The sequence below is a fragment of the Pseudomonas sp. FP198 genome, assembly GCF_030687895.1.
Classification (GTDB): Bacteria; Pseudomonadota; Gammaproteobacteria; order Pseudomonadales; family Pseudomonadaceae; genus Aquipseudomonas.
Map to the genome: position 1 here is coordinate 577,299 of NZ_CP117452.1, position 21,723 is coordinate 599,021.

Annotated in this window: 18 protein-coding genes; 3 read left to right on the forward strand and 15 right to left on the reverse strand. The window is 59.9% G+C overall.

Translation table 11 applies throughout. The features are described from left to right. Positions 1-100: 100 nt before the first annotated feature. From rpoD to rpsU, 3 genes are all read right to left on the reverse strand, one after another. The gene (gene rpoD, locus PSH78_RS02700; protein WP_305498382.1) at positions 101-1,948 is read right to left on the reverse strand and encodes an RNA polymerase sigma factor RpoD; all 1,848 of its coding nucleotides are present in this window, start codon (positions 1,946-1,948) and stop codon (positions 101-103) included. Positions 1,949-2,015: 67 nt separating this feature from the next. Continuing rightward, entirely contained in the window at positions 2,016-3,974 is a 1,959-nt protein-coding gene (gene dnaG, locus PSH78_RS02705) for a DNA primase (RefSeq protein WP_305498383.1), read from the reverse strand. Positions 3,975-4,453: 479 nt separating this feature from the next. Then, positions 4,454-4,669 (reverse strand): 30S ribosomal protein S21, encoded by a 216-nt coding sequence (rpsU, locus tag PSH78_RS02710; protein ID WP_002551877.1) that lies wholly within the window; start codon positions 4,667-4,669, stop codon positions 4,454-4,456. A gap of 198 nt (positions 4,670-4,867) precedes the next feature. On the opposite strand from rpsU, the gene tsaD reads away from it, so the two are divergent. After that, positions 4,868-5,893 (forward strand): tRNA (adenosine(37)-N6)-threonylcarbamoyltransferase complex transferase subunit TsaD, encoded by a 1,026-nt coding sequence (gene tsaD, locus PSH78_RS02715; RefSeq protein ID WP_305501168.1) that lies wholly within the window; start codon positions 4,868-4,870, stop codon positions 5,891-5,893. Between the two features lie 7 nt (positions 5,894-5,900). On the opposite strand, the gene plsY is transcribed toward tsaD, so the two are convergent. Continuing rightward, positions 5,901-6,470: a glycerol-3-phosphate 1-O-acyltransferase PlsY gene (gene plsY / locus PSH78_RS02720; protein WP_305498384.1), complete on the reverse strand. Its 570-nt coding sequence runs from the start codon at positions 6,468-6,470 to the stop codon at positions 5,901-5,903. A gap of 75 nt (positions 6,471-6,545) precedes the next feature. Here plsY and folB point away from each other — a divergent pair, with 75 nt between their 5' ends. Then, complete coding sequence (gene folB, locus PSH78_RS02725) at positions 6,546-6,899, forward strand: dihydroneopterin aldolase (protein ID WP_305498386.1); 354 nt, start codon at positions 6,546-6,548, stop codon at positions 6,897-6,899. Next, positions 6,890-7,408, forward strand: coding sequence for a 2-amino-4-hydroxy-6-hydroxymethyldihydropteridine diphosphokinase (gene folK / locus PSH78_RS02730; RefSeq protein ID WP_305498387.1), 519 nt, complete (start codon positions 6,890-6,892; stop codon positions 7,406-7,408). Before folB ends, folK begins: the two co-directional genes overlap by 10 nt. Positions 7,409-7,554: 146 nt before the next feature. On the opposite strand, the gene PSH78_RS02735 is transcribed toward folK, so the two are convergent. The 11 genes from PSH78_RS02735 to PSH78_RS02785 form a co-directional block, all read right to left on the reverse strand. Continuing rightward, entirely contained in the window at positions 7,555-8,781 is a 1,227-nt protein-coding gene (locus PSH78_RS02735; protein WP_305498389.1) for a multifunctional CCA addition/repair protein, read from the reverse strand. Positions 8,782-8,845: 64 nt separating this feature from the next. Then, positions 8,846-10,411 carry a SpoVR family protein gene (locus PSH78_RS02740; RefSeq protein ID WP_305498391.1) on the reverse strand — a complete coding sequence of 522 codons (1,566 nt, stop codon included), beginning with the start codon at positions 10,409-10,411 and terminating at the stop codon, positions 8,846-8,848. Then, a complete protein-coding gene (locus tag PSH78_RS02745) occupies positions 10,408-11,679 on the reverse strand; it encodes a YeaH/YhbH family protein (protein WP_305498393.1) in 1,272 nt (423 codons plus the stop codon). The genes PSH78_RS02740 and PSH78_RS02745 overlap by 4 nt, the downstream gene beginning before the upstream one ends. Before the next feature lie 117 nt (positions 11,680-11,796). Further along, complete coding sequence (locus PSH78_RS02750) at positions 11,797-13,719, reverse strand: PrkA family serine protein kinase (protein ID WP_305498395.1); 1,923 nt, start codon at positions 13,717-13,719, stop codon at positions 11,797-11,799. A gap of 299 nt (positions 13,720-14,018) precedes the next feature. Then, positions 14,019-14,348 (reverse strand): thiosulfate sulfurtransferase GlpE, encoded by a 330-nt coding sequence (gene glpE / locus PSH78_RS02755; RefSeq protein WP_305498396.1) that lies wholly within the window; start codon positions 14,346-14,348, stop codon positions 14,019-14,021. 32 nt (positions 14,349-14,380) lie between these two features. Further along, positions 14,381-15,256 (reverse strand): symmetrical bis(5'-nucleosyl)-tetraphosphatase, encoded by an 876-nt coding sequence (locus PSH78_RS02760; RefSeq protein ID WP_305498398.1) that lies wholly within the window; start codon positions 15,254-15,256, stop codon positions 14,381-14,383. Further along, a complete protein-coding gene (apaG, locus tag PSH78_RS02765) occupies positions 15,256-15,636 on the reverse strand; it encodes a Co2+/Mg2+ efflux protein ApaG (protein WP_305498400.1) in 381 nt (126 codons plus the stop codon). The genes PSH78_RS02760 and apaG overlap by 1 nt, the downstream gene beginning before the upstream one ends. A gap of 109 nt (positions 15,637-15,745) precedes the next feature. Beyond that, complete coding sequence (gene rsmA, locus PSH78_RS02770; protein WP_305498402.1) at positions 15,746-16,564, reverse strand: 16S rRNA (adenine(1518)-N(6)/adenine(1519)-N(6))-dimethyltransferase RsmA; 819 nt, start codon at positions 16,562-16,564, stop codon at positions 15,746-15,748. Further along, a complete protein-coding gene (pdxA, locus tag PSH78_RS02775; RefSeq protein WP_305498404.1) occupies positions 16,561-17,550 on the reverse strand; it encodes a 4-hydroxythreonine-4-phosphate dehydrogenase PdxA in 990 nt (329 codons plus the stop codon). Before pdxA ends, rsmA begins: the two co-directional genes overlap by 4 nt. After that, on the reverse strand, positions 17,547-18,863 hold the full coding sequence (gene surA, locus PSH78_RS02780; protein ID WP_305498405.1) for a peptidylprolyl isomerase SurA: 1,317 nt from the start codon (positions 18,861-18,863) through the stop codon (positions 17,547-17,549). Before surA ends, pdxA begins: the two co-directional genes overlap by 4 nt. Continuing rightward, a complete protein-coding gene (locus tag PSH78_RS02785) occupies positions 18,844-21,642 on the reverse strand; it encodes an LPS-assembly protein LptD (RefSeq protein ID WP_305498406.1) in 2,799 nt (932 codons plus the stop codon). Before PSH78_RS02785 ends, surA begins: the two co-directional genes overlap by 20 nt. Positions 21,643-21,723: the final 81 nt, after the last annotated feature.

Genomic DNA, 21,723 nt, shown 5'->3' on the forward strand with positions numbered 1-21,723 from the left:
AAAGGATGATTCGAGTGTAGACGGACAACAGGGCGGGGGAGCAAGAAGGAAGAGTTATCTGCGCATAACAAAACCCCCGGCAGGGCCGGGGGTTTGAAGGTCACTCGTCGAGGAACGAACGCAGGTGCTCGCTTCGCGTCGGGTGGCGCAGTTTGCGCAACGCCTTGGCTTCGATCTGACGAATCCGTTCACGCGTCACATCGAACTGCTTACCGACTTCCTCGAGGGTGTGGTCGGTATTCATGTCGATGCCGAAGCGCATCCGCAGTACCTTGGCTTCACGGGCAGTGAGGCCGGAAAGGACTTCGCGAGTCGCTTCCTTGAGGCTCTCAACGGTGGCGACATCAATCGGCGACTGCATGGTGGAGTCTTCGATGAAGTCACCCAGATGGGAGTCTTCGTCATCACCGATCGGGGTTTCCATGGAGATCGGCTCTTTGGCGATCTTCAATACCTTGCGGATCTTGTCCTCAGGCATTTCCATGCGTTCGCCCAGCTCTTCCGGCGTCGGTTCGCGACCCATTTCCTGCAACATCTGCCGGGAAATACGGTTGAGCTTGTTGATCGTCTCGATCATGTGCACCGGGATACGGATGGTGCGGGCCTGGTCGGCGATCGAGCGAGTGATCGCCTGACGAATCCACCAGGTGGCATAAGTCGAGAACTTGTAGCCGCGACGGTATTCGAACTTGTCCACCGCCTTCATCAGGCCGATGTTGCCTTCCTGGATCAGATCGAGGAATTGCAGGCCACGGTTGGTGTACTTCTTGGCGATCGAGATCACCAGACGCAAGTTCGCTTCGACCATCTCTTTCTTCGCGCGACGGGCCTTGGCCTCGCCGATCGACATGCGACGGTTGATGTCCTTGATTTCAGCGATGCTCAGGCCAGTCTCGGCCTCCAGCGCGCTCAGCTTCTGCTGGCAACGAATGATGTCCGGTTGCAGGCGGGCAATCGCTTCGGCGTATTTACTCTTGCCTTTGGCCAGTGCATCGGTCCAGCTTTCGTCGACTTCATGGCCAGGGAACTGGCGCAGGAAATCTGCACGCGGCATGCGGGCGTCACGCACACACAGTTGCATGATCGCGCGCTCTTGCTGACGCAGACGATCCAGGGCACTGCGAACACGCTCGACCAGGCCTTCGAACTGCTTGGGCACCAGCTTGATCGGCATGAACAGCTCGGCCAGCGCCAACAGTTCGGCAATCGCCTGCTTGTTGTTGCGACCGTGCTTTTTCAGTGCCTTGCGGGTGATCTCCATCTGGTCGGCCACGGCGCCAAAACGCTGGGCAGCGATGACCGGGTCCGGACCGCTTTCGGCTTCTTCTTCGTCGTCGCTGGCTTCGGCGTCGTCATCGTCGGTCTCATCGTCGGCCTTGACGGCTTTCGGATCGACCAGCGGTGGTACCTCGGCGGCAGGCGGCGCGATGCCGTCGTCCGGGTCGATGTAACCGCTCAGGACGTCGGACAGGCGCCCACCTTCGGTAGTGACGCGGGTGTATTCGGAGAGAATATGGTCGACCGTGCCAGGGAAGTGCGCGATTGCGCCCATCACTTCACGGATGCCTTCTTCAATACGCTTGGCGATTTCAATTTCGCCTTCACGCGTGAGGAGCTCTACCGTACCCATCTCACGCATGTACATGCGCACGGGGTCGGTGGTGCGACCAATGTCGGTCTCGACCGCTGCCAACGCTGCGGCCGCTTCTTCAGCGGCCGCCTCGTCGGTATCGGCGTCGGCCAGCATAAGGGCATCCTTATCTGGAGCAACCTCGAATACGTTGATCCCCATGTCGTTGATCATGCGGATGATGTCTTCCACCTGTTCCGGATCTGAAATATCCTCCGGCAGGTGGTCGTTGACCTCCGCGTAAGTCAGGTAGCCCTGCTCACGACCCAATAGGATCAACTCTTTGATACGAGACTGCTGTTGCGCTTTTCCGGACATAACACCCTATCCACTGAAGGTCTTGGCGGGCAAAAAACAAGCCGAGGATTATACCTGAGCTGTGACCTCACGCGCCAGTTGAGGTCGGGTTTGATGCGCAAACATTGCGGCTGAGTAAGTCACGCAATTGGTTTTTCTCTTCGCTGGTCAACTCGCTCTGGCGAGCTTTGCGCAGAAGTTGTTCCAGGTTTCGCTCGCGTTGGCGGGCGGACAAGCTAGTAATGGTGTCGAAAAACTGTTGTTCAAGGTTATCTCCCTCTATCAGCCATTCCTTCTCGGCCAATGCCTTCAAAAGGCGCCCCTGCTCGGTGCCGTGCCACCGCGCGATCAACTGGAATGAGTTTAGCTTGGGGTTCTTCTGCACAGCTTCAAGGAGCGCGACCAGCAATTGTGTATTGCTGTGGTCCTCGGCGGCGAAGTGCCCTGCATCCTCTACCTTTTCAGCCAATTGCGGGTGGTGCAGCAGGGTGCGCAGGGCAGCCAGTGTTGGTGGTTCGACGGCGGCCGGCACGCGCGGGGCACGTGGCTGGTCGCGATCGCCGCGCTTGCCGTTCTTGTCCCAGGGTTTCTTGTCCCATTTCTTGCCGCCGGCACCGGGTTTCTTCGGTGTCCATTCCTGCTGCGGCGCGTAGTCCTGCTGGGTTTGATGATAGTCGGCGAAGTCGGGTATCGCGTCGTAGTCGATGCCCGGGTCATAAGCCGGCGGTGCCTCCTGAGGAGCGTTGTGGGCCAGCTGACTCACCGCTTCGCTGTTCAATCCGGTGATTTCGGTCAGGCGCTGGCGCATCAAGGTCCGCAGGTTGGCGCCGGGCACCTTGTCGATCAGCGGTGCCGCGAGCGTGGCCATATGGGCCTTGCCTTCGAGGGAGCGCGGGTCGGCTTCTTCGGTCAGTTGCTGGAAAAAATAGTCGGCCAGCGGCTGTGCGTGCTGGTTGATCCGCGCACGGAACGCATCGGTGCCCTCGGAGCGCACCAGGGTGTCCGGGTCCTCGCCCTCGGGCAGGAACAGAAAACGTGCGCGCCGCCCGTCCTGCAGGCAGGGCAGCGTCGCCTCAAGCGCGCGCCAGGCGGCGTTGCGTCCGGCCTGGTCGCCGTCGAAGCAGAACAGCACGCTCGGAACGACGCGGAACAGGCGCTTCATGTGTTCTTCGCTGGTGGCCGTGCCCAGGGTCGCAACTGCGTTGCGCAAGCCTTGCTGGGCCAGGGCGATGACGTCCATGTAGCCTTCGACAACGATGATTTCATCGAGGTTGCGATTGTTCTTGCGCGCCTCGTACAGGCCGTAGAGTTCCTGGCCCTTATGGAAAACCGGGGTCTCCGGGGAGTTCAGGTACTTGGGCTTGTCGTCCCCCAGCACCCGGCCGCCAAAGGCGATGATCCGCCCGCGGGTATCGCGAATCGGGAACATCACCCGGTCACGGAAGCGGTCGTAGCGCTTGCCCGTCTCGGCGTTCTCGATCAACAGGCCGGCGTCGATCATGGCGCGTTGCTGCAGCGTATCGCTGCTCAGATGCTTGTACAGGTTGTCCCAGCCCGGCGGGGCGAAGCCCAGGCCGAAGTCGCGAGCAATCTCACCGGTCAGGCCGCGGCCCTTGAGATAATCCACCGCCGCCTTGCGGGCCGGATGGCTTTTAAGTGCCTGGCGATAAAAGTCGGCTGCTGCCGTGAGCAGCGGATACAGCGGCGAATCGGTGGGTTGGCGAGGCTTGTGTTGGCGTCCGCTTTCCTCGCGAGGAATTTCCATGCCGGCGGCTTTTGCCAGTTCCTCGACGGCCTGGGGGAAATCCAGGTTGTCGTGGTCCATGATGAAGCCGAGGGCATTGCCGCCAGCGCCGCAGCCGAAGCAATAGTAGAACTGCTTGTCGGGGCTGACGCTGAAGGAGGGGGTTTTTTCTTTGTGAAACGGGCAGCAGGCTGTGTAGTTCTTGCCCGCTTTCTTCATTTGCAGGCGAGAGCTGACCACGTCGACGATGTCGGTGCGGTTCAGGAGGTCGTCAATAAAGCTCTGGGGAATTAGCCCGGCCATGGCGTTCTCATCATCACTGCGCGAAATAGGGGCCCAAAGTCAGCCGCGGAGTCGGTTCCTGGTCCTGAGGCACGGAAAATGGTGGCTCGACCGGGTCGTCTGCATCATTGCTGTCGGGAAGTGTATCTGCCGATTATCCACTGACGTTAATGGCTATCAGTATTCGACTGTACGAAATGTGTTGCGCTGAGTCCGGTCACGGCCGGTCAGGCCTCGGATAGCTCATGCAGTGGGCACGCAGCAGGTGCCTTGGGCTGATCGTCGTTAGAGGAATCAGGGTGTGCTCGTCAGTAGCCTTGGAAGGCTCGTCAGAAGAGACGTGCACCGCTGGCAAAAGAGCCAGGTCTGACGCGATAAAGCAGATCGTCTTGGTCGCGTCTGCGACTTTGACGGTGAAGCATCAAGCGTTGTTCCGCAAATGCCATAAGCCCGGCTTGGAGGCCGGGCTTGGCAAGAAGCTTGCGACGGGCGTCTGTGTATTAGTACAGACGTACGGCGCGGCGCTGTTCGCGCTGAACTTTCTTGGCGTGACGCTTAACAGCGGCTGCTGCTTTGCGCTTACGCTCGGAAGTCGGCTTCTCGTAGAATTCGCGGCTACGAACTTCAGCCAGAACACCGGCTTTTTCGCAGGAGCGCTTGAAACGACGCAGAGCTACGTCGAAGGGTTCGTTCTCTTTTACTTTGACGGCTGGCATCCAGAGCTACCTTCATTCATTACCGGGGTCAACATCCTCGCGGCAAAAGAGCACTTGAAGACGTCGGTTTTTAAGGGTTGCGGATGTTAACCCCTCAACGCTCGGAATGCAAAGCCTCTGATCGAAAACCGCTGGTCGGGGCACAACGCGACGACTATTATGCGCGCCTTCGAATTCAGCCTCTACAAGGCGCAACCCATGCTAGTACTGGGATTAGAAACGTCCTGCGACGAAACCGGCGTCGCCCTCTACGACAGTGAACGTGGCCTGCTGGCCGACGCGCTGTTCAGCCAGATCGACCTGCACCGCGCGTACGGCGGCGTGGTGCCGGAGCTTGCGTCACGCGATCACGTCAAGCGCATGCTGCCCTTGATCCGCCAGGTCCTGGCCGAAGGCGGCTGCGTGCCGACCGAGATCGACGCTATCGCCTACACGGCCGGACCGGGTCTGGTGGGCGCCCTGTTGGTCGGTGCGTCTTGTGCCCAGGCGCTGGCCTTTGCCTGGGGCATTCCGGCCTTGGGTGTACACCACATGGAGGGCCACTTGCTGGCGCCGATGCTGGAGCCGCAGCCGCCGGAGTTTCCGTTCGTCGCTTTGTTGGTATCCGGAGGCCATACGCAGCTCGTGCGGGTCGATGGAATCGGCCAATACCAACTCATGGGCGAGTCGCTCGACGACGCCGCTGGCGAGGCTTTTGATAAAACCGCCAAGATGATGGGGCTCAATTATCCTGGCGGACCGGAAATCGCACGACTTGCCACTCAAGGCATTGAAGGACGTTTCGTATTCCCGCGTCCGATGTGTGACCGGCCTGGACTGGATTTCAGCTTCAGTGGCCTGAAAACCTTCGCACTGAATACTTGGCAACAATGCGTCAATGCCGGGGACGACAGTGAGCAAGCCCGTTGCGACATCTCCCTGGCGTTCCAGCAGGCCGTGGTGGAGACTTTGACGATCAAGTGCAAGCGCGCCCTGAAACAGGCTGGGCTCAAGCGCCTGGTGATTGCCGGTGGGGTGAGCGCGAACAAAGCCTTGCGGGTGTCCCTGGAGAAAATGCTCGGCGATATGAAGGGCGACGTTTACTACGCTCGGCCGGAGTTCTGTACAGATAACGGCGCGATGATTGCTTTTGCCGGTTGCCAGCGCCTGCAAGCGGGGCAGCAGGAAAGCCTGGCGATCAGCGTGCAGGCGCGCTGGCCCATGGAGCAACTTTCACCGCTGTGAGGCGTTATCAGAAATGCCGTTCGCGCCCGGCGAACAGGTCGCGTAGATTGCCCCGGTGGCGCCAGACGATCAGCGCAACGAGTGTTGTCATCGGCAGCAACGCCGCCGGTTCCTGCCAGGCCAGCAAAGGCAGGGTCAGTGGTGTGGCGATCAATGCGGCCAGGGAGCTGGTGCGGGTCAGGTAGAAGGTCAGCAGCCAGGCGCACACGGCAAGCAGGGCGGCAGGCGGATACAGGCCTAGCAGCATGCCGGCGGCGGTGGCGACACCCTTGCCGCCGCGAAAGCGGAAGTACAGTGGGAACAGATGGCCGATGACCGCGCAGACGCCGACCCAGGCCTGTTGCTGCAACGAAAGCCCTGCGAGGCTGGCGAGCAGAACCGGCACGAGGCCTTTGCAAAGGTCGCCAAGCAGGGTCAGGACGGCAAGCTTGCGTCCGGCCAGGCGCAGCATGTTGGTGGCGCCGGCATTGCCTGAGCCACTCATTCGCGGATCCGGGCGACCGGTCAGGCGGCTGAGCAAAATGGCAAAGGACAGTGAGCCGAGCAGGTAGGCGAGGATCGCCAATGACCAAAACATGCTAGCTATTCCGGGCGAGGAAGCCCCTGATTCTAACGGCGCAACGCGCCCTTGTCGTGCTGCGGAGAAGAGAGCTTGGACAGAGTGTTTATCGAAGGCCTGGAAGTCGACACGGTGATTGGTGCCTACGACTGGGAGCGAGGCATCCGACAGTGCCTGCGGCTTGATCTGAGTTTTGCCTGGGATAATCGTCCGGCGGCTGCGGGCGACGACCTGAGCCTGGCCCTCGACTACGCCAGCGTATCGGCCCGCATCCAGGCATTTGCCGAGCAGGCGCAGTTCCAATTGGTCGAAACCTTTGCCGAGCGACTGGCCCAAGAGCTCATGGATGAGTTCAAGATCACCTGGCTGCGCCTGAAAGTGACCAAGCCAGGGGCCGTGCCGGCCGCTACCGGCGTTGGCGTGGAGATCGAGCGCGGATGTCGCTGACTCAGGTTTTTCTCGGGCTCGGCAGCAATATCGAACGTGAAATCCATTTGCGCGCGGGGCTTGAGGCTCTGGCCGGTTTCCTGGTGGATATGCGCTGTTCGGCCGTGTTCGAAAGTCAGCCGGTGGGTATCAAGAGCGGGCCGTTCTTCAATTTCGTCGTGTCGGCGTTCACCGACCTTCCACTGATGGAACTGGACCGCCGCCTCAAGTTCATCGAGGCCGATAATGGCCGCTACGCGCCGGACCGCAAGGGTTTGCCGCTGGATATCGACGTGCTGCTGTATGGCGAGCAGGTCGGCAACTTCGATGGGTTGGTCCTACCGCGCGCGGAAATTCTCAAGAATGCTTTTGTCTTGTGGCCTTTGTCATTGATTGCGCCGGACCGGATTCATCCGGGCGTGGGCAAGAGCTTTTCCACGTTGTGGAAAGAAGCACAGATTGATCAGGTGCTGGCGCCGGTGGCTTTTGAGTGGCGAGGTCAGTCGCTTACGCCACCAGATCTGCTGTGACGCGCCTGCCGTCATCGCGAGCAGGCTCGCTCCCACCTTGGAAATTCAGTGGACATAATTGTGCTCCAACGAGCGCCAATGTGGGAGCGAGCCTGCTCGCGAAGACGGCAGGATATTCAGCGAAGACCTCAACGGAGATCATTTCGTCAGCTCGCCGCCTCCTTGTAGGCTTTCAACGCCCTGAGGCGCTCTCGCTTGATCGCTTCACCCAGTTCCGGCCCCTTGAAACCCTTCTCCAGCAACGGCTGCACCGCCACGCCGCGGGCCGCTGATGCAGCTCCCCGCAGGTAATCAGCCTGTGGGTAACTTCGTTCCTCAAGTCCCTTGCGCCCTCGCGCATCCATCTCGCATGCGGCAATGAACTCCTCGAAACGCTGGGGGCGCCGGTACACATCAAAGCTCTGCAGCAGCTCAAGCAAAGTGGTTGCCCTGAGCTCCAGCGCGCGATGTCCATGGGTGTGGTACTGACCCACCAGCAGTGCCAGTTCCTGGCAGTCACGGGGCGCCTTGAAGCGTTCGTTGACTGCTTTGATCAGCTTCAGGCCCTTGTGCTCGTGGGCGATGTGCCTTGGCCATTCATGCTCGGGTGTCAGACCTTTGCCGAGGTCATGCAACAGGCACGCCCAGCGGACCGTCAGTGGCTGTTTGTGCAGCGCCGACTGTTCCAGCACGCTCAAGGTATGGACGCCGCTGTCGATTTCCGGATGATGGGCTTCAGGCTGCGGGACCCCGAACAGCGCATTGACCTCGGGCATCAATACCTTGAGGGCATCGCAGTCGCGCAGTACCTGGATAAACACTTGTGGCTGATCTTCCATCAGGGCGCGGGAGATTTCTTTCCAGCTGCGTTCGGCAGTCAAAGCTTCCAGCTCGCCAGACTCACTGAGCTTGCGCATCAACACGAGGGTTTCGTCCGCCACTTTGAAACCCAGCGGGGCATAACGTGCGGCAAAGCGGGCAACTCGCAGAACCCGCAGCGGATCCTCGGCAAACGCCGGGGAAACGTGACGCAGCAGGCGAGCTTCGAGATCGCGCTGGCCGTGGTAGGGATCGGTGAGATTGCCGTGGTCGTCTTCGGCCATGGCGTTGATTGTCAGGTCCCTGCGGATCAGGTCTTCTTCGAGCGTCACTTCGGGGCTGGCATGGAACACGAAGCCGCCATAACCCCTGCCGCTCTTGCGTTCCGTGCGGGCGAGGGCATATTCCTCGCCGGTCTTCGGGTCGAGGAATACCGGAAAATCAGCCCCTACGGGACGGAATCCCTTGGCCAGCATTTCCTCGGCGGTGGCACCCACGACCACCCGGTCGATATCGGTGACTGGGATGCCGAGCAGCCGATCACGAACAGCGCCGCCGACTTTGTAGATCTGCATAAAAAACCTCCGTTGGGCCGACAGGATAAACCTTTAAGGCGGCCCTTCGGAGGCGAAAACGCTATCAAAGATGAATGACGGCCAAGTCCAGGCGCCCATAATCTCCTTCGCCTTGTTCGCCGCGCGGCGGCACATGGTGGGTTTTCATCACCTGGTCGCCCTGCAGGGTTTCCAGGTGGATGTCGAACCCCCAAAGCCGATGCAGGTGCTTGAGGACCTCGTCGGTGGAGTCGCCCAGCGGTTTGCGGTTGTGCTGCTGGTGACGCAGGGTCAGGGAACGATCACCACGACGGTCGATGCTGTAGATCTGCACGTTGGGCTCGCGATTGCCGAGATTGTATTGCGCCGCCAGGGTTTCACGAATGACCCGGTAACCGCTCTCGTCGTGGATGGCGGGCACCAGCAGGTCGTCTTTCTGATCATCGTCCATGATGCTGAACAGCTTGAGGTCGCGGATCACCTTGGGCGAAAGGTACTGCAGGATGAAACTCTCGTCCTTGAAGCTGCTCATGGCGAATTTGATCGTGGAAAGCCAGTCCGAGCCGGCAATTTCCGGAAACCAGCGGCGATCCTCTTCGGTAGGGTCTTCACACATGCGCCGAATGTCGCGGTACATGGCAAAGCCCAGGGCATAAGGGTTGATACCGCTGTAGTAGGGGCTATCGAAGCCTGGCTGGAACACCACGCTGGTATGGGAGGTCAGGAACTCCATCATGAAGCCATCGGTGACCAGGCCTTCGTCGTACAGGTCGTTCATCAACGTGTAGTGCCAGAATGTTGCCCAACCCTCGTTCATCACCTGGGTCTGGCGCTGAGGGTAGAAATACTGGGCGATCTTGCGCACGATGCGTACGATTTCACGCTGCCAGGGTTCCAGCAGCGGCGCGTGTTTCTCGATGAAGTAAAGGATGTTCTCCTGGGGCTCGGCAGGGAACCGCGCGTTGTCTTTCTCGCTGTACTTGTCCGCGCCTTTGGGAATGGTCCGCCAAAGATCGTTGATCTGCTTTTGCAGGTGTTCTTCACGGTCCTTCTGGCGTCGGCGCTCTTCCTCCGCGGAAATCGGATAAGGCCGCTTGTAGCGGTCCACACCATAGTTCATCAGGGCGTGGCAGGAATCCAGCAGGTCCTCCACCGCATCAATGCCGTGGCGTTCCTCGCACTGCATGATGTACTGCTTGGCGAACACCAGGTAATCGATGATCGAGCTGGCGTCGGTCCAGGTGCGGAACAGATAGTTGCCCTTGAAGAAGCTGTTGTGGCCATAGCAGGCATGCGCCACCACCAGCGCCTGCATACAGATGGTGTTTTCTTCCATCAGGTAGGCGATGCAGGGATCGGAGTTGATCACGATCTCATAGGCCAGCCCCATCTGGCCGCGACTGTAGGATTTTTCCGTGCTGAGGAAATGCTTGCCGTAGGACCAATGGTGGTAGCCCAGTGGCATCCCTACGGATGCATAGGCGTCCATCATCTGCTCGGCGGTGATCACTTCGATCTGGTTCGGGTAGGTGTCCAGGGCGTAGCGGTCCGCGATACGGCTTATTTCGCGGTCGTAGGCCTGGATCAGCTCGAATGTCCATTCGGAGCCGGTGGAAATGGGCTGGCGCTTCTGCTCTTTTTTGGCGGTCATGTCACTAACCTGCGCTGGAAGAGTTCACGGAAGACCGGGTAGATATCCCCGGCCGAGACCAGTTGCTGTTGGGCAAATGTATCGGAGAAGGCTTCGGCGATGCGTTCGTATTCGTACCACAAGGCCTGGTGTTCGCGTGGAGTAATTTCCACGTAGGTGTAGTACTGGACGAACGGCATGATCTGGTTGATCAGGATGTCACGACAGATTGGCGAGTCGTCGTTCCAGTTATCGCCGTCGGACGCCTGTGCCGCATAGATGTTCCATTCATTGGCGGGGTAACGTTCGGCCATGATCTCCTGCATCAGTTTCAGCGCGCTGGACACGATCGTGCCGCCGGTTTCCCTGGAATAGAAAAACTCTTCCTCGTCGACTTCCCTGGCGCTGGTGTGGTGGCGGATGAACACCACATCGATCTTGTCGTAGTTCCTCTTCAGGAACAGGTACAGCAGGATAAAGAAGCGCTTGGCGATGTCCTTGGTGGCCTGGGTCATGGAGCCGGAAACGTCCATCAGGCAGAACATCACGGCCTTCGAGCTGGGGTTCGGTTGTTTCACCAGGAGGTTGTACTTGAGGTCGAACGTGTCGAGGAACGGCACACGATGGATACGCGCGCTGAGTTTCTCGATTTCCGCTTCCAGGTCCTGAATATCGCCAAAATTGTCGGGCTCTTCACGTTTCAGGCGAGCCAGTTCTTCCTTGGCTTCGCGCAGTTTTGCCCGGCTGCTGCCTGACAGCGCGATGCGTCGGGCATGGGCCGAACGCAGGGTGCGAATGATATTGATGCGTGACGGATTACCCTCGTTGCTGATGCCGGCGCGCACGGTCTTGAAGGTGTCGGTACCGGTCAGGTTGCGCTTGACCAGGTTCGGCAGTTCCAGGTCCTCGAACATGAATTCGAGGAATTCCTCCTGGGTGATCTGGAATACGAACTCGTCCATGCCTTCGCCGGAATTGCCGGCCTTGCCGGGCCCCTTGCCGCCGCCCCCCCCCTGTGGCCGCGGGATGTGCTCGCCAGTGGTGAATTCCTTGTTTCCCGGGTGCACGACGGTCTGCTTGCCGCCACGGCCGTGGTGAAGCACCGGCTCGTCGATATCGCGGCCAGGGATGCTGATCTGCTCGCCATGCTCCATGTCCGTAATGGAACGACGGCTGACCGCCTCTTCGACGGCTTTCTTGATGTGGTCACGGTAACGCCGCAGGAAACGCTGGCGGTTCACCGTGCTCTTGTTCTTGCCATTCAGGCGTCGGTCGATCACATAGCTCATGGGTGCCCTCCGGGCAGCTTCAAGTGGTGAGCTGCAAGCTGCAAGTAGAAGCAGTAACCCTGCTCCAGGGTTCACGCGCTTTCCTCTTGCAGCTTGTCGCTTGCGGCTTGTTGCTGGCTATTGTGATTTACGGACCCGCAGGTACCACTCGGAAAGCAGGCGCACCTGTTTGTCGGTGTAGCCACGTTCGACCATGCGTGTAACGAAGTCGTTGTGTTTTTGCTGGTCCTCCTTGCTGGCCTTGGCATTGAAGCTGATGACTGGCAGCAGGTCTTCGGTGTTGGAGAACATTTTTTTCTCGATAACCACCCGCAGCTTCTCGTAGCTGAGCCAGGTCGGGTTCTTGCCGTTGTTGTTGGCCCGGGCGCGCAGCACGAAGTTGACGATTTCGTTGCGGAAATCCTTCGGATTGCTGATGCCCGCCGGTTTCTCGATTTTTTCCAGTTCCTCGTTCAGTGCCACGCGATTGAGGATTTCGCCGGTTTCCGGGTCCCGGTATTCCTGGTCCTGGATCCAGAAATCCGCGTACAGCACATAACGATCGAAGATGTTCTGACCGTACTCGCTGTAGGACTCCAGGTAGGCCGTCTGGATCTCCTTGCCGATGAACTCGATATAACGTGGGGCCAGGTATTCCTTGAGGAAACGCAGGTACCGCTCACGGGTTTCAGCCTGGAACTGCTCCTGCTCGATCTGCTGTTCAAGTACATAAAGCAGATGGACCGGGTTGGCGGCAATTTCGTGAGGGTCGAAGTTGAAGACCTTGGACAGGATCTTGAATGCGAAACGCGTGGAAAGACCATTCATGCCTTCGTCCACGCCCGCGTTGTCGCGGTATTCCTGGATCGACTTGGCCTTCGGATCGGTGTCCTTGAGGTTTTCACCGTCGTAGACGCGCATTTTCGAATAGATGTTGGAGTTTTCCGGCTCCTTGAGGCGCGACAGTACGGTGAACTGGGCCAGCATCTTCAGCGTATCGGGGGCGCAATGGGCCTTGGACAGCGAACTGTTGAACAACAGCTTGTCGTAGATTTTTATCTCATCGGTCACCCGCAGGCAGTACGGCACCTTGACGATGTAGATCCGGTCGATGAAGGCTTCGTTGTTCTTGTTGTTGCGGAAGGTATGCCATTCCGACTCGTTGGAGTGGGCCAGCAGGATGCCGCTGAACGGAATCGCCCCCAGCCCTTCGGTGCTGTTGTAGTTGCCTTCCTGGGTGGCAGTCAGGAGTGGGTGCAGCACCTTGATGGGTGCCTTGAACATCTCGACGAATTCCATCAGGCCCTGGTTGGCCCGGCACAGCGCGCCCGAATAGCTATAGGCGTCGGCGTCGTTCTGAGGGAATTCCTCCAGTTTGCGAATATCGACCTTACCTACCAGGGCAGAGATATCCTGGTTGTTTTCATCCCCGGGCTCGGTCTTGGCCACGGCGATCTGGTTAAGGATCGAGGGGTAGAGCTTGACCACCCGGAACTGGCTGATGTCGCCGCCGAACTCGGCCAGGCGCTTGGTAGCCCATGGCGACATGATGGTATTGAGATAGCGCCGGGGAATACCAAAGTCTTCCTCGAGAATCGCGCCGTCTTCGGTAGCGTTGAACAGCCCCAGTGGGGACTCGAACACCGGCGAACCCTTTATGGCATAGAAGGGCACTTTCTCGATCAGTTGCTTGAGCTTCTCGGCCAGGGACGATTTACCGCCACCGACAGGGCCGAGCAGATAGAGGATTTGTTTTTTCTCCTCCAGGCCTTGGGCGGCGTGGCGGAAATAGGAAACGATCTGTTCGATGCATTCTTCCATCCCGTGGAAGTCCGCAAAGGCCGGATAGCGGCGAATCACCTTGTTGGAAAAGATCCGCGAGAGCCTCGAGTTGGTCGAGGTATCCAGCAGTTCCGGTTCTCCGATTGCCAGCAACAGACGCTCCGCGGCCGATGCGTAGGCACTGCGGTCCTGCTTGCAGAGTTCGAGGTATTCCTGCAGCGAGTACTCCTCCTGCCGCGTGGACTCGAAACGTTGCTGGAAGTGGCTAAAAATACTCATGACGTCACCTCGCTCGATACGTGGAGCCGGTGTCGGATCAATCAGTCGATGCTGGACAGCCGCTGGGAACCCAGTTGCCGTTTACCCCCCAGAATGCTTTCAAGAACACTGGCTCCTGAAAGCTGACTCCCGATGACCCGCGCGCCGGTGTACCGGCTCTCCCCTGTTTTGGATGGCCTGAGGCTAAGGATAGTTCGGAATCCGAGAGGTAAAGGTGGAATACGTAATTAGTTATGGCAGACCGTTCGTCTGCCATCGCCCAAGCCCGCGGTTCTCGTGGGCTTGGCTGTCATAAAAAATTATTCAGCGGTGCCTTGCGCTGTTTCGTCAGGATAAGTCGTGCGCCACAGCTCAAAACCGCCGTCCAGGCTGTAGACATCGGTGAAGCCCTGGCTGATCAGATAGGCGGCAGCGCTTTGGCTGGAGTTGCCGTGATAGCAGACCACGACGGTAGGCGCATCAAAGTCGGCGGCTTGGATAAAGGCATGAAGGGACTGGTTGTCCAGATGCTTGGAACCCTTGACATGCAAAGCCGCAAAGGTGGCTGGGTCGCGCACATCGACGACGACGGCACCCTGTTCACGCAGGGCCTGGGCTTGTTCGGGAGAGATGCGTTTGAATTCGGTCATACGGGACTCCTGTGGCCTGAGAGCAAAGCCGATCAAATGGCAGTGCCGGCCGGCAATGATGCAGTGGTCGGTTGATGGGGTCTGGCATGCCCCTTCTCGTCGCAATCGCAGCGCAGCAACTCGCCGCTGTCGACGTTCATCAGTGTCAGCGCGCTGCCCCAGACACAGCCGGTATCGAGGGCAAAGACCCCTGGCTCGTCGCTTTGGCCTTCAAGCGCGGCCCAATGGCCGAAGATGATCTTCAGGTTACGGGTCTTGCGCTCCTTGTGCTTGAACCAGGGCGCATAGCCGGGTGGAGCGGTCTCGATGCCTTCCTTGCCCTTGAGATCAAGCTTGCCATCACGGGTGCAGAAGCGCATCCGGGTGAAATAATTGGTAATGACCCTGAGGCGGGCAGCGCCGGTGAGGTCGTTGTCCCACTTCACCGGTTCGTTGCCGTACATGCCATCCAGGTACGGGCCGAACAGGTTGTCATCGCGCAACGCCTGCTCCACTTCGCCTGCACACTTGAGCGCCTTGCGCAAAGACCATTGGGGCGGAATGCCGGCATGGACCAGCGCCATATTGCGCGCCTCGTCGTAGTGCATGAGCTTCTGCTGGCGTAGCCATTCGAGCAGCTCGACGCAATCAGGCGCGTCGAGAATTTCCTTCAGGGTATCGGACTTCTTCAGGCGCTCGATGTTCTGCCAGGCCGCCAGCAGGTGCAGGTCATGGTTACCCAGCACGCAAACCAGCGAATCGCGGATGCCGTAAAGGAAACGCAAGGTCTCAAGCGATTGCGGCCCCCGGTTGACCAGGTCGCCCACCAGCCACAGGGTGTCTTCACGTGGGTCGAAGGCGATCCGCTCCAGCAGGCACTTGAGCGGGTCGAGGCAGCCTTGCAGGTCGCCGACCGCATACGTGGCCATCAGTGCAACGCTCCTGGCACCGCCAGGCGAAAGGGCTTGATGACCGCGTCGAAGCGTTTGCCGTCCTCGGCGAGCATCTGGTAGGTGCCCTGCATGGTGCCGACTTTGGTCGTCATCACGGTGCCGCTGCTGTAGCTGTGGCTTTGGCCTGCGTCGATCAACGGTTGCTGACCGACCACACCCTCGCCACGGACTTCTTCGACGTGTCCGTCGCCGTCGGTGATGATCCAGTGCCGTGACAGCAGTCGGGCTGGCAACGAGCCGTTGTTGCGCACAGTGATGGTGTAGGCAAAGGCGAAGCGGTTGTGCTCGGGTTGCGACTGTTCAGCGAGAAAGCGGGTGGCGACGCTGACGTCGACCTGGTAACGGGGATCGGACATGCAAAAGGGCCTTGGAAGCGGGACGCGGGCGTAACTGAGGGAATCAGTCTAGGCCAAGTATCGGGTAGTAGACCAGACTGGCGTACTGCCCGATAGCGACCATTGAACGTCAGATGGCGTCGGTATTTGGCGCGACCTGTTCGCTGAGCTTGTCGGCCAGGCGGACGAAGGCTGCGAGGTCCAATTGCTCCGGACGCAGGCTGCCATCGACGCCGGCGGCTTCGATTTCGGCGCTGCTGAGCAATAGTTTCAGGGTGTTGCGCAGGGTTTTACGGCGCTGGTTGAACGCTTCGCGTACCAGACGCTCCAGCAGGCGATGGTCCTTGGCGGGATGCGGCAGGACCGCATGGGGCACAAGCCGGACGATGGCGGAGTCGACTTTCGGCGGCGGGTTGAACGCACCGGGGCCTACGTTGAACAGGTGATCAACCCGGCAATGATACTGGACCATGATCGACAAACGACCCCAGTCACCCCCGCCAGGCCCGGCGGCGAGACGCTCGACCACTTCTTTTTGCAGCATGAAGTGCATGTCGCGGATCAGGCTGGCATTGTTCAGCAGGTGGAAAATCAGCGGCGTCGAGATGTTGTACGGCAGGTTGCCCACGACTCGAAGGCTGCCCGGCGCGGCATTCAGGCTGTTGAAGTCGAATTTCAGCGCATCGCCCTGATGCAGGTTGAAATTGCTCTTGCCGGCGAACTGCTGGTTGAGAATCGGTACCAGGTCTTTGTCCAGCTCCACCACGTCCAGTTGCGCGCCGCTGCCAAGCAACCCTTCGGTGAGTGCGCCCTGGCCCGGCCCGATCTCGAGCACACGGTCATCAGGCTTGGCATTGATGGAGCGCAGGATGCGGTCGATAACGCCAGCGTCATGCAGGAAGTTCTGGCCGAAGCGCTTGCGCGCGCGGTGTTGGTATTGCTCGGTCATAAATGGGTCTCGGCCATCTGGTAGGCGGTTTCCAGCGCGACTTGCAGGCTCCCGGTGTCGATCCTGCCGCTGCCGGCCAAATCCAGGGCGGTGCCGTGATCCACGGATGTGCGGATGATCGGCAGGCCCAGGGTCACGTTGACCGCCGCACCGAAACCTTTGTATTTCAGCACGGGCAGGCCCTGGTCGTGGTACATCGCCAGCACCGCGTCGCAGTGCTCCAGATATTTGGGGGTAAACAGAGTGTCGGCAGGCAGCGGGCCACGCAGGTCCATGCCCTCGCTGCGCAAGCGCTCCAGTGTGGGTTCGATGATGTCGATTTCTTCATGGCCCAGATGCCCGCCTTCGCCGGCATGCGGATTCAGCCCGCACACCAGGATGCGGGGCCGGGCGATGCCGAATTTTTCCTGGAGGTCGGCGTGCAATATCCGCGTAACGCGTTCGAGGCGTTCCGGGGTAATGGCGTCGGCAATGTCTCGCAGGGGCAGGTGAGTGGTGACTAGTGCCACGCGCAGGCCTCGGGTGGCGAGCATCATCACCACTTGCTGGGTATGGGTCAGGTCGGCCAGGAATTCGGTGTGTCCGGAAAAATGGATGCCGGATTCATTGATCACGCCCTTGTGTACTGGCGCCGTGATCATGCCGGCGAAAGCTCCGTCCAGGCAGCCTTGGCCGGCGCGGGTCAGGGTCTGCAGCACGAATGCTGCGTTGGCCTTGTCCAGTTGGCCTGCGGTGACAGGTGCGCCCAGCGGTGTATCCCATACGTACAGGCTACCGGCGGGAGCGGGGGCATCCGGCCAGGCGTCCGGCGTCACCGGCAACAGGTCGACGGCCACCCCCAACTGCGCGGCCCGCTCAAGGAGCAGGTCGCGGCTGGTGATGGCGATCAGAGGGTGTGGTTGGACTTGCGAGGCGAGCAGCAGGCACAGGTCGGGACCGATGCCGGCAGGCTCGCCGGGAGTCAGCGCGAAACGCTTGGGTTTCACTGCGCTGCCTGGTCTGCACCAGGGAGTTTGATCTCGACGTAGGCTTCGTCGCGAATCTGGCGCAGCCAGGTTTGCAACTCTTCGTCGTACTTGCGGTTACGCAATACCGTCAGCGCCTGTTGTTCGCGCGCCTGGGTGGTGCTGTCGGTGGCGCGACGGCCAAGGACTTCCAGGACATGCCAGCCATAAGGGCTCTTGAACGGCTTCGACAGCTGGCCTTGTGGTGTTTCGGCCATGACCTGGCGAAACTCGGGAACCAGCGCGTTCGGGTCGACCCAGTTCAGGTCGCCGCCGTTCAGGGCCGAACCCGGGTCTTCCGAGAAGCTCTTCGCCAGCTCGGCGAAGTCTTCGCCGGAGGTGATGCGTTCGTACAGTTTCTCGGCCAGACGCTTGGTCTCGGCTTCGCTGCGGATCTCGCTTGGCTTGATCAGGATATGACGAACATGTACTTCGTCACGCACCTGGGTACCGCCACCGCGTTTTTCCAGCAGCTTCAGGATAATGAAGCCGCCCGGCGTGCGGGCTGGCTGGGTGATGTCGCCGACGGCCATGGTGCTCAGCTCGCGATCGAACGGAGGCGGCAGTTGGGCGGCCTTGCGCCAGCCCATGTCGCCGCCTTCCAGAGCGTTTTCACTGGCCGAACGGGCTACCGCCATCTGGCTGAAGTCAGCGCCTTGCTTGAGCTGCTGGTAAATGTCCATTGCCTGGCGATAAGCGCTCTGGATCGCTTCCGAATTGGCGCTTTCCGGCGTAGGAATCAGGATGTTTGCCAGGTGCAGTTCTTCCGAAAGCTGCATCTTGCCCAAGTCGGAGGCGAGGAAGTTCTTCACTTCCTGCTCGGAAACCTGGATGCGTTCGGCGACGCGGCGCTGACGCACACGGCTGATGACCATCTCGCGACGGATCTGGTCGCGGGCGTCGTCAAACGACAGGCCATCGCGCGCCAGGGCAGCGCGGAACTGGTCGACGGTCATGTTATTGCGCTGGGCAATGGTGCCGACGGCCTGGTTCAGTTCTTCATCGGTGATGCGGATGCCGGAACGCTCGCCAATCTGCAACTGCAGGTTTTCGACGATCAGGCGCTCGAGCACCTGTTGGTCCAGCACACCCGGTGGCGGCAAGCCACCGCCACGCTTGGCGATGGTTTGCTGAACTTCATGGACCCGCTGGTCCAGCTGGCTCTGCATGACTACGTCGTTGTCGACGATGGCCACGACCTTGTCGATGGACTGTACCGCGGCGTTCGCCGCGGTACCCAGGAACAGCGCGCCCAGCATCAGCGGGCGCAGACAATCAGAAAGCTTGGTCTTCACGTTCACGATAACCTTGAATGCCTTTGTCGAGGAAGCTCTCTACCTTGGCGCCGGTGAGGCCGCCGAGTCCCTTCAGAACAATTTGGAGGAAGACGCCGTGGTCGCCTTTTTCGTTTTCCGGGGCGGCTTGACTGAATTCTTCATAGTCGACCCAGTAACGGTTGATCAGGCGCAGTTTCCAGCAGCAGTTGTCGTATTCGAAACCACCGAAGGCTTCCAGGGTACGGTTGCGGTTGTAGTCATACTGCCAGCGGCTGATCACGTTCCACTGCGGCACGATCGGCCAGATGACCGAGAAGTCGTGCTGTTTGATCTTGTAATAGTCCTTCACGTAGCCAGGAGTGCCCGGCGTACCGTAGTCGCCGCCGCCCACTTGCCAGCGACCGGTGGTTTCGTCGTAACGGACCAGGTCGTTGCGATAGCGATAACCGGCGTTGATGACCTTGTTCGGGTTGTCTTCCGGCTGGTAGTGGAACATCGCACTGCCCGAACGCGGGCTGTGAGTGTCCGGGTCCCAGTTGTAGTCAGCCGTTGTGCGCCAGTCACGGTTCCAGCGGTATTCGTATTCCAGGGCGTAAGGCGAAACGCTTGAGTGCGCGTCTTCACGAGTCCTGGCGTCGATACCTGGCAGTTGAACTTCGCGGTCCTTGAAATAGAAGGCCTGGCCGACGCTGATGCGTTGGCGCTCGAAGCCGTCTTCCTGGATCCAGCGATTGGTCACGCCCAGCGACAGCTTGTTCTCGTCGCCGACACGGTCGGAACCGGAGAAGCGGTTGTCCCGGAACAGCGAGGCGTAGTTGAAGGTGCTTTCGCTGGTGTCGAAGACTGGAATGTCACTCTGATCTTTCTCTGGCACGTAGAGATAGAACAGGCGCGGCTCCAGGGTCTGGCGATAATTCTTGCCGAACCATTGGGTGTCGCGATCGAAGTACAGGCCGCTGTCAATGCTTGCGATAGGGACGCCACGGTTCTGGCTGCCACTGTAGGTACCGTTCAGGCGATCACCTTCAGCACCCTGGTTGGCGATGTCCTGTTTGCCCTGGCTATCCAGGTCAAGATCATATTGGGTGTACTGGTACTTGAGCGAGGGCTTGATGAAGCCATAGCTTGCATTCATCGGCAGGCTGACAACGGGGGCCAGATTTATCCGGTCGCCGGTCGCGCGGGCCAGGCCTCGGACGTTCTCATCCAGAAACAGCTCGGTATTACCGTTTTCATCCGTGTAGTTGCCGTTCCTCAGGTCCCGGTCAAACCGCACGAACTCAGTGTTATAGGCGAAATCCAGACCATACGGATGCTGTGGCAGAAAACCGTTGAAGGTGATTTGCGGCAAGCGGTCATAAGGCGTGATGTTGGAAATCGTGGCCATCTGGAACGCCTGGACGTTCAGCCGAGCGGTGTAGGTATTGCCCCGGTAGCTGACCGCACCCTGCTGGTTCACGAAGTTCCTGGATTCCACGCCAATCTGATCGGTCTGCAGGTCCTGGAAGTAATACGGATCGCTGATCTTGGTGTAGTCGACTTCCGTCAGTACACGTGAGTCCAGCCCACCCTTGTGCTGCCAGTTGTACATGTAGCGGGTCTTGCTGTAGTCGGTCTGCCTGGCGCGCTCGTCTTCTTCGTCGTTGAGGTACGCCGCGCCGAACTGGCCTTCGCTGGACTTGGTCAGGTAGCGGAATTCGCCTTCCATCAACAGGCCGCGCTTGCTCATGTAGCGTGGGTACAACGTGGCGTCGTAGTTCGGCGCCAGGTTGAAGTAGTACGGAGTGACCAGCAGAAAGCCGGTGTCGCTGCCGCTGCCGATGGTCGGCGGCAGGAAGCCGGACTGGCGACGGTCGTCGATCGGGAAGTAGATGTACGGCGTATACAGGACCGGGAAGTCCTTGACCCGCAGCGTCACGTTGGTAGCGGTGCCGAAGCCGGTGGCCGGGTTCAGGGTGATGTTGTTGCCCTTGAGCGTCCAGGCGTTGCTGCCCGGCTCGCACGTGGTGTACGTACCGTCCTTGAGGCGGATGATCGCGTTCTCTGCGCGCTTGGCGTACAGCGCGTTACCGCGGATGCGCGATTTGTGCATCACATATTCGGCGTTGTCGACCTTGGCTTCACCGGTGTCCAGCTGCACATCGGCGTGGTCACCGACAATCAGCGCACCGTTGTCGCGGACTCGCACGTTGCCGCTCAGCTCGCCGCGGTTCTCGGCCTGGTACAGGCTGGCCTCGTCGGCCTCGACCTGCATGCTGCCCTGGCGCATGACCACGTCACCGGCCAGGGTCGCCACTTGCTGTTCCTGCTCGTAGCGTGAAGCCTTGGCGCCGAGGAACGTCGGAGCGTCACTCTTGGCGGTCTTGTCGTTCATGCCTGGGCGAGACGGCTCGATGTACGCGCCCGCGCAGTACGGGCCGGTTTCAGCCAGTTGCGCAGGCGTGAGGTTCTCGCGCGGAACCCAGTCCAGGTGACTGTAGTCTGCACTGCGCGACTTCAGGCCGCGGCCCTTGGATTCGGTAACGAGCATCGGCTTGTCGCCGGCTACCTCGCCCGAATCGCTGTCGGCCGGGGCGCTGCCGCTGTCGGCAACCGCACTGCCTTCATGCACCGGGCGCGGCGGCAATGCAGCGGCCGGCGATTTGGGTGAACAGTCCCAGGCACCCGAAGCGGAGACGGAACAGTCATACTGCTGCGCCGCGACGACGAATGAAGAGGCCAGGGGTTGCAGAGCCAGCAGACTGCCGGTGACCAGCAACGGAAATTTTTTACGAAACGCGGGGGATTTCAATGCCATCTTATTAGTCCGGGCTTCCTGCGTGCCATCTGCCCGCGGTGTGGGCCGCACGCCTCTCGATGGTCTGAAAAAGATGCTGGA